Here is a 17,171-nt window from a genome sequence, read left to right as displayed (position 1 = left end):
GTCGCACTATCGAGGAGGTAGACCCCCGTGACCCACCCCCGTGCCGGCCAGCCCGCCGAGCCCGCCGACCTGGTCGACGTGCCGCGCCTGGTGACCGCCTACTACGCCGAGCATCCGGACCCAGCGGACCCGGCGCAGCAGGTCTCCTTCGGCACCTCCGGCCACCGGGGCTCCAGCCTGCGCAACGCGTTCAACTCCGACCACATCCTGGCCGTCACCCAGGCGCTCTGCGACTACCGGCGGGAGCAGGGCCTCGACGGCCCGCTCTTTCTCGCCCGGGACACCCACGCGCTCTCCGCGCCGGCCGCGGTGGACGCGCTGGAGGTGCTCGCCGCGAACGGGGTCACCGTGCTGGTCGACAGCCGGGACGGCTACACCCCCACCCCGGCGCTGTCGCACGCGATCCTCACCCACAACCGGGGGCGCACCAGTGGGCTCGCCGACGGCATCGTCATCACCCCGTCGCACAACCCGCCGGACGACGGCGGCTTCAAGTACAACCCCACCAACGGCGGGCCGGCCGACACCGACGTGACCCGGTGGATCCAGGACCGGGCCAACGCGATCCTCGCCGCCGGGCTCAAGGAGGTCCGCCGGATCACCCACGCCCGGGCCCGGGCCGCCGACACCACCGGGGAGTACGACTTCCTCGCCAACTATGTCGACGACCTGCCGGCCGCGATCGACATCGACGCGATCCGGGACGCCGGGATCCGGATCGGCGCGGACCCGCTGGGCGGGGCGAGCGTGGCGTACTGGGGCGAGATCGCCGAGCGGCACCGGCTCGACCTGACCGTGGTCAACCCGACGGTCGACCCGACCTGGCGGTTCATGACCCTGGACGGCGACGGCAAGATCCGGATGGACTGCTCCTCGCCGAACGCGATGGCGTCGCTGATCGCCGCCCGCGCCGCGTACCAGATCTCCACCGGTAACGACGCCGACGCCGACCGGCACGGAATCGTCACCCCGGATGCCGGCCTCATGAACCCCAACCACTACCTGGCGGTGGCGATCGGCCATCTGTTCCGCACCCGTACGAGCTGGGGCCCGGCCGCCGCGGTGGGCAAGACCCTGGTGTCCTCGTCGATGATCGACCGGGTCGCCGCCGACCTGGGCCGGCCGCTGCTCGAGGTGCCGGTCGGCTTCAAGTGGTTCGTTCCCGGCCTGCTGGACGGGGCGGTCGGCTTCGGCGGCGAGGAGAGCGCCGGCGCGTCGTTCCTGCGCCGGGACGGCGGCACCTGGACGACCGACAAGGACGGCATCCTGCTCTGCCTGCTCGCCGCCGAGATCCTGGCCACCACCGGGCGCAGCCCGAGCGAGCACTGGGCGGAGCTCGCCCAACGGTTCGGCGCGCCCGCGTACGCCCGGGTCGACGCCCCGGCCACCCGGGAGCAGAAGGCCGTGCTCGGCAAGCTGTCCCCGGAGCAGGTCACCGCCACCGAGCTGGCCGGCGAGCCGATCACGGCGACGCTGACCAACGCCCCCGGCAACGGCGCCCCGATCGGCGGCCTCAAGGTCACCACCGAGTCGGGCTGGTTCGCCGCGCGACCCTCCGGCACCGAGGACGTCTACAAGATCTACGCCGAGTCCTTCCGAGGCCCCGACCACCTGAAGCAGATCCAACAGGAAGCCAAGACCCTGGTGGACGACGTCCTCGGCCAGGTCTGACCCGGCCGCGCGGTCGCCCCGCTCAGCAGCGGGGTGGGATTTCCCGTTGGTTCTCGCGTCGTAGTTCGTCGGGGAGCAGCTCGCGGAGTTGGTCGGGAAGGAAGGGCAGGTCCAGCAGGCTCATCTTGAGCTGGTTGCGCTCCTGGTGGCGCTGCGGATCGAAGCGGACCACCAACCCGGCGTTGCGGCGCAGGCTGATGTCCACGGCCCCCTCGGTCGCCGCGTCCCGGAACACCAACCCGTCCATCTCGACCACGACCGCCGACGAATTGGGCTCCAGCTCCAGCCGGATCTTCTCCTCCGGCGAGAGCACGATCGACCGGGAGATGCCGGCCATCGGTGCCGCCGGCGTCACCACCACCGCGTCCGTCGCCGGGGAGACCAGCGGACCACCGGCGGCGTAGCTGTACGCCGTGGAGCCGGTCGGCGTGCTGACCACCACCGCGTCGGCGCGGTAGTAGCCGTAGCGCTGGCCGTCGACCGCGAGGGTGGCGGTGACGAAGCCGGAGCCGGGCTGGCGGACCAACGCGATGTCGTTGAACGCCACCACGTCGTCGCCGCACACGTCGCAGGCCAGGCAGGCGTGCGACTCGATGGTGAAGTCCTTCGACAGCAGCCGGCTCAGCGCGTCGGGCAGAGCCGGCGGCTCGACCTCGACCAGGAAACCGAGCCGACCCAGGTGTACGCCGAGCACCGGCTTCGGATCGAGGACGGCGGAGCGCAGCGCGCCCAGCATGGTGCCGTCACCGCCGATGCTGATCAACGCGTCGGCGCGGCTGGCCACCTCGTCCGCCGGAACCGGCTCGACGCTGGCCGGAACGCGGTGCTGGTCCTCCACGCGTACCATCAGCGACTTGTGGTTGCGCGTGGCCCACCGGTCGATGATCTCGACCACCTCGGTGACATCCCGGGTGGGGTGCAGCACCAGTCCCAGTCCCCGCCCCGACACCCGTACAGCTCACCACATCGGGGTCTGCCGCGCCCGGTGTTACCCCGAAGGTGCGCCGGCGGTCCGGGGACCACCGGCGCACCCCGTCGTCGGTCAGTGGCGGGGCCGACCGGTGAGGTGGGTCAGCGAGCGGGCGACCAGGTCGTCGCGGGCCGCCGGGGCCAGGCCCTCCAGTCCGAAGCCCAGATAGACGGTGTCCGCGGTGACCACCACGGAGCCCTCTTCGAAGGCCTGCTGGCTACGCGCCCAGTCGTTGGAGTTGCCGCCGGAGCCGGCCGGCGGCCCGGCCACCGTCCAGCCGCCCAGGTCGGCCGACTCGAACGAGGTGTCCGCCACGGCGGAGCCGTCGACCAGCACCCGGGCGTCATCCAGGAAGACGCCGAGCCCCTGGGTGCCCCAGTCCGAGGCGTACGAGATCGACAGCTCGACCTGCTTGCCGGCGTAACCGGACAGGTCGACCACGAACTCCTTCCACCCGCCCGACGAGCCGGTCGCCGCGTTCCAGCTACCGGTGCTCCCGGTCGGCGAGCAGTCGGCGCCCTGGTAGTGCCCGAGGAACGGGTGCAGCTGCTCCACCCAGCCCCCGGCGCAGCTGTCCCCGGTGACCGTGCCGGTCTTGCCGTTGGCGTCCGGCAGGGTCGTCCAGGCGTCGCTGCCCACCTCGTGCGCCTCGACGAAGAGGAAGTCCCAGTTCTCCTCCAGGTCGTACGAGGTGAAGAAGCGCAGTTCACCGCTGCTCGCCCCGGTCAGGTCGACGGTCCGGGTGAGCCGCTTGTACGACTCGTCCGCCTGCCCGCTGTACAGGTACCACTCCCCGGTACGCGGATCGAACGGCGCGCTGCCCGGGCGGGTCCAGCCCACCGGCGCGGAGCTGGCGAACTGCGGGAACTCATCCGGTGGCAGGAACGTCGAGGTGGTCAGGAAGGACGCCGTGTGGTCCTGGTTCTGCGCCGACCCGGGTGCGTTGAGCTGCCCGGTGAACCCGGTGAACCCGGGGCCGTCGCCGGCGACCGGGTACGGGTCGCCCTCCGGCGCGGTGCCGCCGTCACTGACGTAGGTGAACGCGCCCAACCAGTACTGCTGGAAGTCGTTCAGCAGCGGCAGGCAGGTGGCGTCGTCGGCGTCGGTGCACTCCGGCGGCGCGTCCGGGTGGTACACGTACGAGCCGTTGGCGGCCTGTGCGAGCAGCGCGTTCTTGCCGCTGACCAGCAGCTTGCCACCCTCGTTGAGGTAGTCCCGGACGGCCAGTTCGGTGTCCAGCGCGGCCCGGGCCGTGGTGCCCGGAACCTGACCGGGGGAACGCAGGATCACGTCGTCGCCGGTCTCCCAGACCACCGCGCGGTAGTGCGACAGCACGCCCAGAGGGTGCGGGGCCTTGCGTCCCCGCGCGTCGAAGTCGTACACGTCGCTGCTCCGGCCGGCCCGGGTCAGCGACGCGGCGACCTCGTCGGCGTACTTCGCGGTGCCGCCGGTCTGCGCCGGGCTCAGCCCGGTGACGTCCTCCACCGCGAGGACCAGCACGTCGCCGCCGATGTCGTCGTGCACCCGGTAGGTGAAGCGTTCGCTGGCGACCAGGCCGGAGCGGGGTTTCACCCCGGTGAACCACACCTCGACCCGGTCACCCGGCTTCGTGCCGGTGACCGTGCCGCGCAACTCGGCGTAGTAGTCGTCGCCGGTGTCGCCGTACCGCTCGCCACCGCGCCACTCGCGGACCTTGCTGGTCTTGGGCCGGCCGCCGTTGACCACGTAGTGCATCCGGACGTCCTTGAGCGCCCGACGGGTGATCGAGGCGACCTGCTGGGTGCGCCCGTACGAGGTGTCGAAGGCGTCCACCACGAAGTCCGGGGTGCTGCGCCCGACCACCGAGACCGGGTCGTCCGGGTCGGCCGCGGACGCCGCCACCGCCAGCGCGAACGGCAGGTTCTTGGCCACCTCGCCGGCGATCAGGCCCTCGTCGTCGGGGAAGATGAAGTCGCTGACGCAGTCCTCCGGGCGCCACTCGTCGTCCGGGTCGACCCGGGCGGCGCTGTCGCAGGTCGACATCTCCGGGGTGAAGCCCAGCGTGCCGTAGCGCACCGAGGCGTGGCTGTCGGTGTCACCGTTGGTGGTGTACAGCTCGGCGGAGATGTCCGGGTCGTAGCCGGGCACCGCCGGGTGCGCGTCGTCTCCGGCCATCGCCTGGTAGATGACGTCGTCCGGGGTCGGGGTGCTGACCTGCCAGCCGACGCCGTAGAGCAGCAGTTGGGCCGCCGAGTGGTAGTTGACGAAGAACTCGAAGCCGACCCGTTGGAAGAGCCGGTCCAGTGCCTTGGTCTCCGGCTCCGAATTGGGCGCCGGGCCGCGGTAGGTCTCGCTGTTGGGCTCGGGCGAGGAGCCCTCGTTGTCGTACCCCCATTTGTAGCTGTAGTTGCGGTTTAGGTCGACGCCGTCGACGGCGGTGATCTGCCCGTCGCCGTCGTTGTCCCGCAGGTTCTTGCGCCACAGCCGGTTGTCCGGGGTAAAGGTGTAGTCGTAGCCGTCGGGGTTGGCGACCGGCAGGAACCACAGCTCGGTCCGGTCCAGCAGGCGGGTGATCGCCTTGTCGGTGCCGTAGTTGTCCAGCACGTGGTGCATCAGCCGGCGGGTCATCTCCGGCGTGATCCACTCACGGGCGTGCTGGGCGCTGCCGTAGAGCACCGCCGGTCGGCGGCCGTCCGGCACCGTCCGGGCGTTCTTGGTGACCTTGACCGCGAGGATCGGCTTGCCCTGCTGGGTCCGGCCGATCGTCTCGAGCTTGGCCAGACCGGGGTGGCGCGCGACGGTCGCGGTGATCTCGTCGCGCAGGCCGCCGGGCTCGCTGTACGAGCGGAACGCCGACCAGCCGGCGGCGGACTGCTCCCGCAACGCCTGTGACGCGTCCTTGCCGCGCACCTTCTTCACCGACAGGGGTACGCCCGCACTGGTCAGTCGCTTCGCCTGCCGTCGGGTGAGCACCGTCTCGACCCGGGTCTGCCCACCCGGGTCGGCCACGGCGTCGTGGCCGAGGTCGGCTCCGGCGGCGCGGAGCTGGTCGAGCTGCTTCGCGTCGAGCGTGCCGACGTACACCTCGAGGCCGTCGCGGCCGCCCGGGTCGGACGGAGGCCGCGCGCTCGCCGGTGCGGTCAGTGCCAGGGCGCTGACCAGGGTGACCACGCTGGCGATCGCCAGTCGTCTCGGTCTCATCGTGCCTCCTTGGGTGAAGGACCTGTAGGCGCGAGCCTTCGGGGCGGCGTAATCGATGTCAATAGATCGATGGGCGAGAGGTGGCTGACCGTGTCGGTGTCGGTGCCCGACGTGACGGGCGCGGCGGTGTCGGTTACCTGAGCGTCGCCGCGATGATCCCGGCGATCCGTTCGCCGGCCGCGCCGTCCCACATCGGCGGCGTGGGCCGCACGGCGAGCCGTCCGGTGGCCACCGTGATCGCCACGACCTCGGCGAGCGTCGACCGGGTGACGAGGCGGTTGGTGCCGTGGGTGATCGTGATCGGGCGTTCGGTGTTGGGTCGCAACGTCAGGCAGGGCACGCCGAGCATCGTCGTCTCCTCCTGGACGCCTCCGGAGTCGGTGACGACGACCGCCGCGCCGCGCACCAGGCTGACGAACTCGAGGTAACCCAGGGGCTCGACGACTCGCAGCGCGCGGTGCGAGAGCAGGCCCGCGTTCTCCAGGTGACGCCGGCCGCGCGGGTGCAGTGGCAGGACGACGGGCAGTTGGTCGGCGACGGCGTGCATCGCCTTCACCAGGTCGACGGCGTCGGCCGCGTCGTCCACATTGCCCGGCCGGTGCAGCGTCGCCACGATGTAGCGCTCGGGTAGCGCGAGCGCGGCACGGATGCCGGCGACGTCGAAGCGGTCCAGGTTGGCCAGCAGGGTGTCGATCATCGGATTGCCGACCAGGTGGACCTTCTCGGCCGCGACGCCCTCGTCGCTCAGGTGCGACACGGCGTCCGGGCTGGTGGCGAACAACAGGTCGGACACGTGGTCGACGACGACACGGTTGATCTCCTCGGGCATGGACCGGTCAAAGCTGCGCAGGCCCGCCTCCACATGTGCGACGGGGATGCCCAGCTTCGACGCGACGAGGGCCGCGGCCAGCGCGGAGTTGACGTCGCCGTACACGACGGTGAGCGCCGGGCGGTCGGCGACCATCAGCTCTTCCAGGCCGGTCATGACCGCGGCGGTCTGGCTCGCGTGGCTTCCCGAACCCACCCCGAGATTGAGGTCCGGCTCGGGCAGGCCCAGCTGGCGGAAGAACACCTCGGACAACCGCTCGTCATAGTGCTGTCCGGTGTGGACGAGTCGCTGCCGGACGCCGTACCGCTCCAACGCGCGGATCACGGGCGCTGCCTTGGGGAAGTTGGGGCGTGCGCCCGCGACGTGCAGAACGGCGTCGGCTGGCATGGGTCTCCTCGGGGAATTTATGTACGAATCAGCTGCGACACGCCAATCGTACAAGTTACCCAATTTGATCTCTTTGCTCGCCATACAGTGTCGACTGACTCTTTCTCCCCCGAAGGCAGGCAGACCGCGTGAAGCAGATCGTCCAATCCGTGTCCGGCGGCGAGTTGCGGGTCGTCGAGGTTCCGCAGCCCGAGCCCGGGGCCACCGAGGTGCTCGTCGCCACGCGCAGGTCCCTGCTCTCCGCGGGGACCGAGCGCGCCGTACGCGAGCTGGCATCGGCGAGTCTGCTGCGCAAGGCCCGGGCACGGCCGGATCTCGTCCGCCAGGTCGTCAACCGGGCCCGCACCGGGGGCGTCCGCTCGACACTCGCCGCGGTGCGCAGCCGGCTCGACGAGGACATGCCGCTCGGCTACAGCGCCACGGGTGTCGTCGTCACCGCCGGCACGGCAACCGACGGCATCCGACCCGGGATGCGCGTGGCCACGGCGTCGGCGGGGCACGCCGAGTATCAGGCGGTACCGGGGCTGCTCGCGGTGCCCGTACCGGACGCGGTCTCGGACCAGGCGGCCGCATTCGGCGCGGTGGCGGCCATCGCGTTGCAGGGGCTGCGGCAGGCCGAGGTGGGTCTGGGCGGCACGGTCGCGGTCGTCGGCCTCGGCCTGGTCGGGCAACTGACGGTACGCCTGGCGCTCGCCTCCGGGCTCAACGTCATCGGCATCGACCTGCGCGCGTGGACGGCGGAACTGGCCAGCGGTGGCGGCGCGGTCGGCCTGGTGGAGGCCGGCGCGGCGACCACGGAACAGGTCCTGGAACTGACCCGTGGGCGAGGCGTCGACGCGGTCCTGATCACGGCGGCGACGACCTCGTCCGAGCCGGTCGCGCGCAGCGCCGAGATCGCCCGCGACCGCGCCCGGCTGGTCGTGGTCGGTGACGTCGGCCTGGAACTCGACCGTCGGCGGTTCTACGAGCGCGAGCTGGATCTGCGGTTCGCCCGCAGCTACGGCCCCGGCCGCTATGACCGGGCCTACGAGGAGTGGGGCGTCGACTATCCGATCGGCCACGTGCGCTGGACGGCACGGCGCAACGTCGAGGCGTACCTCGACCTGGTGGCCAGTGGCCGGGTCGCGGTCGACGACATGGTGACGCACGTCTTCGACGTGCAGCGCGCGACATCGGCGTACGAGGTGCTGGCGTCAGACCCGCGCTCGCTCGCGGTGCAGCTCAGCTACTCGGCGCCGGCGGAACCGGTCCGACGTACGGTCTCGAACCGGCCGCGCCGCACCTCGGTGTCGCCGCGGGCGGGCCTGATCGGGGCCGGCACCTACGCCAAGGCGACGTTCCTGCCTGCTCTGAAGGCGGCGGGTTGGGGCGACGACCTCGCCGCCATCACGTCCGCCAAGGGACTGTCCGCACGTCACGCCGCCGAGCGCAACGGCATCCCCGTGGTGGCGCCGACCGTCGAGGACCTGCTCGCCCGTGACGACGTCGACGTGGTGTTCGTGCTCAGCCGCCACGACTCGCACGCCCGCCTGACCGTGCAGGCGCTCGACGCCGGCAAACATGTGTTCGTGGAGAAGCCACTCGCGCTGACGCAGGACGAGCTCGACGGGGTGCTGGCCGCGTACGACCGCAACCCGGGCCACCTCTTCGTCGGGTTCAACCGCCGGCACGCGCCGATGGTGGTGCACGCCAAGAAGGTGCTGGAGGCCGGGTCCGGGCCGATAACCGTCGCCTACCGGGTCAACGCCGGGCAGTTGCCCGGCTCGCACTGGTACCACGACCGGCGCCAGGGCGGCCGCATCCGCGGCGAGGTGTGCCACTTCATGGACCTCGCGTCGTGGCTGGTGGGCGAGCAGCCCCGGGTCGTGCACGCGTACGGCAGTGGCCGCGGTGAACCGGGCCTGGAAGAGGACGTGAGTGTCCTGCTCGGATACCCCGACGGGTCCACGGCGACGATCACGTACTCCACCCGCGGGCACCGGCGTACTCCGAAGGAACGCCTGGAAATCCTCGGCCGCGGCCACACCCTGATGATCGACGACTTCCGACGCCTGGAGATCGACGGTCGGGAGGTGAAGCGGGTACCCGGCGGCAAGGGCCACCAGGATCTGCTCGCCCACGTGCGCACGGTGATCGCCGGGAACGCACCCGACCAACGAGGGCTCGAAGCGTCAATCGGTACGACGAGAGCGGCGCTGTCCGCGATCGCCGCCCTGGCCGGCATCCAGGAGCACCCGGCACACCTGCCCACGCAGGTCGAGGCCGCAAGCAGCGTGGGAGCCGGGCTCACCTCGTGACGCGGCGCGGCGGGCGCTGACCCTCCCGGGTCAGCGCGCCGCGTCGTCGTGCCGCGTCGGGTCGTCCCCGCCGTCGACCAGTGGGGCGAGCAGGCGCCCGAGGGCGTGCGACATCGCCGTGCGCGACTGGTTCTCCCGGATCCACCGGCGGCCGGACGCGCCCATCTTCGCCAGGTCGTCCGGACTCGCCTGCACCATCTGCGCGAGGCCGTGGGCGAGGTCCCCCGGCGGGGTCACGTACCCGGCGTCCGCACCCATGACGAGGTCGCCGACCGTACCCGGGCTGTTGGTCACGATCGGCAGCCCGGCCGCCATGTAGTCGAACACCTTGTTGGGGCTGACCCCGGACCGGAACAGTTCGACGTCGGCGAGCACGTGCAGGCCGACGTCCGCGGCGTGCAGGAGGTCGGGGATCTCGGTCTTCGGCACCGGATCGAGGAACCGTACGGTGGGGATGTCGAGTGCCGCCGCCTGTAGGCGCTCCTTCTCGACACCCGATCCCACCAGCACGACGTCGATCTCGGGCACCGCCCGGGCGGCGGCCAACAACAGGTCGAGACCGTTGGCCGGGCCGTGGGCTCCCGCGTAGACCGCCGTGCGGCGGGTGAACCCGTACCGTCGGCGCAGCTCGTCGCGGCCCCCACTGGGGACGAAGTCGTCGGGGTCGGCCGCGTTGGGAATGAAGGCGATCCTCTCGGGTGCCACGCCCTTGCCCTCGATCGCCGCCCGTACGCCGGGTGCCATGATCACCACCCGATCGGCACGTCGGTAGAGGAACCGCTCCAGACGCTCCAGCGTCCGGTACGCCGCCGACGTCTCGGACAGCGTGCCCATCTCGACGAGCACCCGTGGCCACAGGTCCCGGACCTCCAGGACGAACGGCCTGCGCCGGAGTGTGGCCACGACGCAGCCGGAGAGACCGGCCAGCAGGTGTGGCGAGGACGCGTACACCACATCGGGTCGGGGCTGCCGCAGGCCGGCCACCGTGGCCGTCACCGCGTAGCTGGCCCAGTTGAGCACCCGGCCCAGGCCGTTGCCCCGGTACGGCGTCACGGCGACCGGATGGAACCCCGGCTCCGGAAGCTGCGGCAGCCCGGTGATCATGTTGCGGCGGCCCGCGATGATCACGTGTGTCCAGCCGGGCAGTCGGCTGAACAACTCGATGTGCCGGGTGCCGCCGGGATGACCCGGGGGTACGGCGAAGTGGTTGAGGACGAGGACCCTGCGTGTTGTCATCGCGGCGCTCGCACGTGGTGGACTTCCCCTGATCCGAGGTCGGTGACGGTGAGGCAGGCGCCGGCGTCGCTCCAGGTCACCTGGAAGCCGAGTCCGTCGAGTGCGTTCGGGTCGGGCGGTGGCCCGGGTGGCGCGCCGAGCCCCCAGACGGCGGTGTCGGCCCGGCTCTCGGCCGTGATCCACGTCGCCGGCTCCCAACGCCCGTACGTCCCGCTGTGCCAGCCCGCGAACGGCACCGACCGGCCGCGCACCGCCTGGTACCCGTCCAGGCCGAAGAGGCCGACCTTGGTTCCGCCGGCGATGAGCGTGTCGCCCCGCGCCGCGACCTCGGGGTGCAGCGGGACCGTGAGCGACCAGGAGGCGGCGGCCGCCGGCGGGTCGGCGAACTCGACGATCGCGACGTACCCGTCGGCCACCACGACGGCGCGGCCGACGCGGACCGGGTGCTCGCCACGGGCGTACGCGTCGTGCCAACCGAAGACGATGGTGCGATCGGGCAGAACGAGCGGTGCTCCGAGGTGCCCACGGCCGGTGTTGAGCCAGCGGAACGCGCGATGGGGGACGAGTTGGTCCCGCCCGTCTGGGCGCCGTACCGGATGGGCGGCGGAGGTACGCAGCCCGTTGCGTACCTCCAGCGGGCCGTTGTAGGTGCCGGTGCCCGGGTCGGCGATCAACCACCGACCGCCGTGCTTGACCCAGACCGAGGTCAGGTCGGCGTGGCCGTGTGAGGGGCCGCCGTCCACCTTGAACCACACCCGCCACGGGCCCCGGTCGACCAGCGCGATTCCTCCCGAGGTCGTCGCACCGGGTCGGGTGTGCGTGGGCGGCGTGAACTGCTCCGCCGTGGCCTCCCGGTCCGGCGTGGGCGCGTACCACGCCAGCTCGTCGAAGTCGGCGTACCACCTCGCCGGTAGCCGCTCGCCGCACAGCGCGAGCCCGAGCGCGGCCGAGCCGGCCACGTCGAGCGCGTCGCCGGAGGACGCGAGCACCCGTCCCTCGTCCCAGTCGCCGTACTGCGGGACGTCCCCGTCGAACACGCCGAGCCGGGCCAGGTGCAGGCTCGCCGCGCGCAGAGCGTCGCGGACGCTGGACGGCGCGCCACCGAGCAGCACCCGCACGACGAGCATCTCGAGGACGAAGCGGTGGTACGACACCGAGTCCTCGATCATGCGACCGTCGGGTCCGAAGTGCCGGCGTTGCTGAGCCGCGAACATCTTCTCGCCGGTACGCGCCCACCACCGTGCGCGCCGGGCCGTCGGAAACATCCGGGCGAGCAGGATCAGCCCGAGGGCGTCACCGAGCAGGTGGTTGTTGCGCATGCTGCTGACCGTGTAGGGCAGTTCGACCATCAGGTGCCGGGCGCTGGACAGCAGCAGTCGCTCCATGGCGGTCACGACGTCGCGGGGAAGCCGGTCGCCGACCAGTGCCAGGATCTGGTTCCAGGCGATCGCGCGCAGCGCGAGTTCGAGGCTGGAGTACCAGTTGACGCCCTGCTCCGGCGGGGACTCCGCGCACCAGGCCCGGAGCAGGCCGGTGAGGCCGTCCTGCCAGGGGCCGACCGGGTCGAGGCGGGCCGCCCGTGCCAGGACGACCAGGTCGCGGTGGCGTCCCGCCTCCCAGGTGTACTTCACGTCGGACAGCCGAGCCTCCGAGCGGATGTCGATGCGCCACCACGGGTCGTCCGTCGGCCACTGCCGCCCGGTCAGTGGGTCGGTGCCCCAGGGTGCAGACACCCCCGTGGCCACCCGGCCCCCGAAGACCCGTAGGCCCTCGTTCAGCACCTGAGCGGCGTCGTCCAGGCAGCGCTGCCGCGCCCGGTCGCCGATCGGCAGCACGTTGGTCAGTGGCACCAGCGCGGCCGGATGGTGCCGGTGGGCTTCCCCGCGGAACAGGACGGCGTGGAATCCGCTGCGCTTGGACGCCTCGTACGCCGCGCGCAGCGGCGCCGACAGGCCCAGGGCGCGCATGTCCACGGCGATCGCACGGAGATCGGGTTTCACCATCAACTTCCCCTCGGGCATGACGACGGGGGCGATTGCGCTCTGCGTGAGTGCGAGGCCGCGCCCGGGTGCTGAGCTTGGGCAGCTCACAGCAACGCGAATGACGATTGGCTCGTGACGGCAATTCTGTCGTTTCGTCCCGCCTTCGGCCGCCGGTCCGGGAAGCTGCAATTGCAGGTCAAATCGGGCATTTCGCACATCTCCCGGGTCGTCCCGGGGCTCTGCGGCTTTGGTGTGTGCCGGTCGGGCAGGTCGTCGGTCTGTCGTGTGTCCAACGTCGCCGGTGCCGCTTCAGTAACGAAGAGGAGTGGTCTTGACATCGCAATTCCGGTCGCAACTCGGATCCCGCTCGCCGGTGTCGCCTCGGATCGGAGCCGGCAGCGCTCCCGGAGGTGCGGTTGCGGCTACCCCGGCCGGGAGCGGGCAGAGAGGCTGGCGGACGACGGCGACGACCCTTGCCGTCGGGCTGCTGTGCGTCGCGGCCTATCAGGCGTCCTCGGCGAACGCCTGGCTGATCGTCCTTGCGGCCTCGGCCGCCGCGATCCTCGTCAGTTGCCGCATTCCCCGTCCCCGGCTGCCCGACGTGCTGGCTGTCGCGGTTGCGGCCTGGGCACAGCTGACGGTCCTCTGGACCAGTGACGTGGCGCAGACGCGCAGCGTGGCCCTCGCGTACACCTCGGCCTGCGTCCTCTTCCTCGCGGTCCGTCACGTCGCCACGACGCCGGGGCGCCTGCTCGCGGTCGGGGGTTCGTACATCGTCGGGTGCGCGATCGCCGCGTGGCACCTGATCATCGAGGCGCGCGGGCCCGGCGGACGGGCCAGCGCGATGGACATGGCCGTGCGCTTCGGCATCGAGGGCACCAACATCAACTTCACGGCGTACTCGAGCGTCACCGCGTTCGTACTGGCGCTGGGTCTGTTGAAGATCCGTGCGCAACCGCGGCTCGTCAGGATCGGTCTGACCGTCGCGTTGCCGGTGCTGGCGTCCGGGGTCTTCCTGAACAGGACCAAGGGCGCCCTGGTCGCCCTGCTGCTCGTCGTGGTGTACGCGCTGCTCAGCGAACTCATTCCGCGCGCGATGTGGGTGGCCGCGGCGGCGGTCGTGCCGACGCTGCTGCTGACGGTGCCACTCGGTCTGGGGCAGAGCGCGCTGCGGTGGGCGGACGGCACCATCGGTTCGGCGGCGACCGGCGACGTGCTGAGTCGCGTCGAGATGTGGCGGTACGCGTCGTCCTACTGGTGGGACGCCCTCTGGGTGGGCGGCGGCGCGGGGATCTTCGAACTCGGGAACCCGCTGGGAATCCGCCCGCACAACGCCGTCCTCGCAGTCGCCGTGGACCTGGGCCTGGTGGGGCTGCTGGGCGTTGCTGCCCTGTTCGCAGCGGTGCTCGCCACGCGGGCCGCGCAGTGTCCGGTCGGGCTCCGGATCGCCGGACTCTTCCTGGTGGGTGGATTTCCGATCTGGCTGACCGGAGTCTGGGAGTTCGAGCGGGGGCCGTGGCTGGCACTCGCCCTGCTCTCGATGCTGCCGGTCCAGGTCGCGGCCCGCCGGATGGAGGGCGAACCGGCCCGGCGGGTGACCCGCCCGCCGGGCCGGTTCGGTGCGCGTCCCCCGGTGCCTGTGGCGAGCGGCACCGTCTCCAACTGACCTCGGGCCATCACCCGCCGAATCCACGGTCGTTGGCTCGTTCAGTGACTACTGACAGCCAGCCGGTTGACCCGCAGCATGGTGCAGCGCCGTCTCCGCCGCTGGACCGCGCCCTCGCACGACGCCGTACCGCGCGGGGTCGTTGGGCGCCTAACAGTGTGGAGGGTCGGCGAGTGCCATCTCGGAATCCCGTCCGGGTCGACTCGCGACCGCCCAGGGCTGGCCGTACGGCCGGGGGTGGTCCTCGGTGACCGCCGTCGACAGAATCAGCCACGGCCGACACCGGTCGCCGCTCGGCGACTGGCGGCTTCCGGCATTGCCGCCGCCTGCGCGCCGCGTACACCCGCAAGCGGCGGCGGAACGCAGCGCGCCGACGAGTCGATCGGCGACGTGGCTCCCGTTGGTGCTGGCTTTGGTGTGGATGCTCGGCACGTTCGGCGTTTTCTGGATGACGAGGCTGGCCCGCGATGTCGGGAACCCGGGCCAGCTCTGCGCGTTCGTGCTCACCGCGACCGCGCTCTTCGCCGGTGGGTACGTGGCGCAGATGGCGCGTCGCCCACCCTCGGTGGCCGCCCCGACACACTCCATCGACCGTATCCGGCTGGTGCGTCAACTGGTCCTGGCCAGCGCCGTCTACTACGTCATCGTGAACCTGACCCGGCTGGCCCAGTTCGGCGCCACCGGGCCGCAGAGCGTGTGGGCGAACATTCAGGAGCCCGCCGCCGGGTACGTGAACAAGTTCGATGTCTATCAGCAGGGTCCCGGGAGCACGAGCCCGTGGATGAACATCCTGTTTCCGCTCGGCGTGCTCAGCGCGGCCCTCGTCCCGCTGCTGGTGCTGCACTGGCGAAGTCTGTCCGGCTGGTTGCGGCTCGCCGGGCTGGTCGGAACAGCGACGCACATCGCGTTCTACCTCTTCATCGGCACCATGAAAGGGCTCGGCGACGTCGTCATCATGCTCGCGGCGGGGATGTTGATCGCACGGGCGTCGCTCCGGCACCGGCCGCGGACCTACTCCCGACGTCGCAGGACTCTCCTGTTGGTCGTCGGGGCGTTCGTGCTCCTGGCCAGCTACATGATCCACAATCACGCGACGCGAGCGGACGAGTTCGGCACCACGGGCGACGTGGTGCACGTGAACCCCACGGTGGAACGTGTGGTGGGTACGCCGATGGCCGAGGGCATCGCCGCCATGATCGGCTACCCGACGCACGGCTATCTCGGGTTGTCCTACAACCTGCAGCTGCCCTTCGAGTGGTCCCGTGGCCTCGGTAGCTCGCCGTCCGCGGCGATCTTCGCTGAGCAGACCTTCGACGCGGACCTGTCCGAACATCCGCCCTTCCCCGACCGGACGGAACACGAGAAGGGGTGGCCGGCACGCCAGTACTGGGCCACCATCTATCCCTGGCTCGCCTCGGACCTCACCTTCCCGGGTGCGGCGTTGTTCATGGGATTCGTCGGGTGGCTCTTCGCCGGCTCGTGGCGCGCGGCGGTGTCCTCCCGACGGGTGGTCCCAACGTTGATCTTCGCGCAGCTCTGCATTCTGATCATCTACGTGCCGGCGAACAACCAACTCGGGATGGCGCCGGATTCCATCGTCGGGATGGCCACACTCCTCGCCCTGTACGGCCTGCAGTCGCTCTTCGGCGGGCATCGGGAGCTCCCCGCGGACCCGGGATCCGTTACCTGGATCGCCGCGCGGTGAGAGGCCGCACGCCAAGCTGGCACCGGACGTCGGTGGCTCAGCTCCAGTGTCGGAAGAACCTGCCGAGCGGCTCCGCGTACGCCCGGTAGTCGAACGACTCGAGCGCCTGGCTCCGCGCGGCCTGGCGCATGACGCTCCGCTGCGCGGAGCTCAGCCGCGCCGCCGCGCGGAACGCCTCGGTGACCTCCGCGACCGTGTGGTCCCGGCAGACCAGGCCCTCAAGGTTGGGGCGCAGGTATCTCCCCATGTCGCTGGTGAGATTGGCGATCACCGGTGTGCCACTGGCCAGGCTCTCGCAGAACTTCGTCGAGAAGCCCGCGTCCGTCGCCCGCTCCGGCCTGCGGATGAGCACCGTGAAGTCCGCTCCCTGCAGGGCGCCGGCGACCTCGGCCTGCGGTAGGCGACCCAGACACCGCACACCGTCCGGCAACGACCGGCCACCGAAGAGGCCGCGCACCTCGTCCAGCGTCGGGCCGTAGATGCGCAACTCGACCCTCGCGCCGTCGCGCTGGACGCGGTCCACCGCCTCGATGACGGTGCCCAGGAGATCCTTCTTGTTGCCGTGCGGATTGCCGGCGTAGGCGAGCGTGAGGGGCGACGAGTCGCCCGGTGTCTGCCGGGCGTCCAGCGTCAGGCTCTTGACGTCGAGAGTGGGTGGCACCCGCAGGAGCGGCTTGCCGCCGCGCCGGTAGTGATCTTCCAGGTAGGAGCTGATCGCGATGATGCCGTCGCAGCGCGGGTAGTAGTGGTGCATGGCCAGCTTCATGCTGGCGTGCAGCGGGCCGAGGTAGCCACCGCGCACGTAGCGCCCGTTGAACCAGTCGACGACGTCGACGATCAGCGGCACCCGGTGCCGACGACACCAGCGCTGGAGATGGAACATGTACTGGGCCTGACCGCCGTGCACCAGGACGTGCGACGGCTTGGTCGGTTGGGCATCGAGCCAACGGGCGGTGCGCTGGCCCCACCGCAGCAGAGTCTGGATCGAGCTGCCGACCGGCCCGGCGTCCGGCGGCGGCCTCTCCGCGAGGCCGATGTGGCGGATCGAGCCCGGCCCGTCGACGCCCGGCAGTGGGGTCAACGTCCGTGGCTCGGCGCCGCCGCTGGCGACCACCACGTCGTGGCCGGCGGCGGCCAACGACGCCACCAGACCGTGAACCCGTCGTGAACCTGCCTCGCCCCACGGGAAGAGGAACGGCCCTACGCAGGCAACCCATCCTGAATGTCTCATCGCAGCACCTCAACCTG

The 17,171-nt window shown here is 71.3% G+C and carries 10 protein-coding genes; 4 read left to right on the top strand and 6 right to left on the bottom strand.

What is annotated here, in order from left to right; translation table 11 throughout:
- Positions 1-27 precede the first annotated feature (27 nt).
- Entirely contained in the window at positions 28-1,671 is a 1,644-nt protein-coding gene (gene pgm, locus ACFQGL_RS02975; protein WP_377504910.1) for a phosphoglucomutase (alpha-D-glucose-1,6-bisphosphate-dependent), read from the top strand.
- Between the two features lie 22 nt (positions 1,672-1,693).
- On the opposite strand, the gene ACFQGL_RS02970 is transcribed toward pgm, so the two are convergent.
- The 3 genes from ACFQGL_RS02970 to wecB form a co-directional block, all read right to left on the bottom strand.
- Entirely contained in the window at positions 1,694-2,620 is a 927-nt protein-coding gene (locus ACFQGL_RS02970; protein ID WP_377504907.1) for an NAD(+)/NADH kinase, read from the bottom strand.
- Between the two features lie 93 nt (positions 2,621-2,713).
- Positions 2,714-5,821 (bottom strand): M14 family metallopeptidase, encoded by a 3,108-nt coding sequence (locus tag ACFQGL_RS02965; protein ID WP_377504904.1) that lies wholly within the window; start codon positions 5,819-5,821, stop codon positions 2,714-2,716.
- Between the two features lie 133 nt (positions 5,822-5,954).
- The gene (wecB, locus tag ACFQGL_RS02960; RefSeq protein WP_377504901.1) at positions 5,955-7,121 is read right to left on the bottom strand and encodes a non-hydrolyzing UDP-N-acetylglucosamine 2-epimerase; all 1,167 of its coding nucleotides are present in this window, start codon (positions 7,119-7,121) and stop codon (positions 5,955-5,957) included.
- Positions 7,122-7,165: 44 nt separating this feature from the next.
- On the opposite strand from wecB, the gene ACFQGL_RS02955 reads away from it, so the two are divergent.
- Entirely contained in the window at positions 7,166-9,334 is a 2,169-nt protein-coding gene (locus ACFQGL_RS02955) for a Gfo/Idh/MocA family oxidoreductase (RefSeq protein WP_377504898.1), read from the top strand.
- Between the two features lie 30 nt (positions 9,335-9,364).
- Here the strand turns inward: ACFQGL_RS02955 and ACFQGL_RS02950 are convergent, their stop codons facing one another.
- A complete protein-coding gene (locus ACFQGL_RS02950) occupies positions 9,365-10,570 on the bottom strand; it encodes a glycosyltransferase family 4 protein (RefSeq protein WP_377504895.1) in 1,206 nt (401 codons plus the stop codon).
- Complete coding sequence (locus ACFQGL_RS02945; RefSeq protein ID WP_377504892.1) at positions 10,567-12,573, bottom strand: heparinase II/III domain-containing protein; 2,007 nt, start codon at positions 12,571-12,573, stop codon at positions 10,567-10,569. Before ACFQGL_RS02945 ends, ACFQGL_RS02950 begins: the two co-directional genes overlap by 4 nt.
- A 310-nt stretch (positions 12,574-12,883) precedes the next feature.
- On the opposite strand from ACFQGL_RS02945, the gene ACFQGL_RS02940 reads away from it, so the two are divergent.
- Complete coding sequence (locus tag ACFQGL_RS02940) at positions 12,884-14,218, top strand: O-antigen ligase family protein (RefSeq protein ID WP_377504889.1); 1,335 nt, start codon at positions 12,884-12,886, stop codon at positions 14,216-14,218.
- 400 nt (positions 14,219-14,618) lie between these two features.
- Positions 14,619-15,923: a hypothetical protein gene (locus ACFQGL_RS02935; protein WP_377504886.1), complete on the top strand. Its 1,305-nt coding sequence runs from the start codon at positions 14,619-14,621 to the stop codon at positions 15,921-15,923.
- Between the two features lie 37 nt (positions 15,924-15,960).
- Here the strand turns inward: ACFQGL_RS02935 and ACFQGL_RS02930 are convergent, their stop codons facing one another.
- On the bottom strand, positions 15,961-17,154 hold the full coding sequence (locus tag ACFQGL_RS02930; protein ID WP_377504883.1) for a glycosyltransferase family protein: 1,194 nt from the start codon (positions 17,152-17,154) through the stop codon (positions 15,961-15,963).
- Positions 17,155-17,171: the final 17 nt, after the last annotated feature.

Source organism: Micromonospora vulcania (assembly GCF_042658605.1).
Taxonomy (GTDB): domain Bacteria; phylum Actinomycetota; class Actinomycetes; order Mycobacteriales; family Micromonosporaceae; genus Micromonospora; species Micromonospora vulcania.
This window is presented reverse-complemented; position numbering and strand designations above follow the sequence as displayed.

What these genes read in the sequence shown, in the direction of transcription:
- ACFQGL_RS02930 (WP_377504883.1), bottom strand. Translation starts at nt 17,154, where the DNA reads ATGAGACATTCAGGATGGGTTGCCTGCGTAGGGCCGTTCCTCTTCCCG.
- ACFQGL_RS02945 (WP_377504892.1), bottom strand. Translation starts at nt 12,573, where the DNA reads ATGGTGAAACCCGATCTCCGTGCGATCGCCGTGGACATGCGCGCCCTG.
- ACFQGL_RS02965 (WP_377504904.1), bottom strand. Translation starts at nt 5,821, where the DNA reads ATGAGACCGAGACGACTGGCGATCGCCAGCGTGGTCACCCTGGTCAGC.
- wecB (WP_377504901.1), bottom strand. Translation starts at nt 7,121, where the DNA reads ATGGCGAGCAAAGAGATCAAATTGGGTAACTTGTACGATTGGCGTGTC.
- ACFQGL_RS02950 (WP_377504895.1), bottom strand. Translation starts at nt 10,570, where the DNA reads ATGACAACACGCAGGGTCCTCGTCCTCAACCACTTCGCCGTACCCCCG.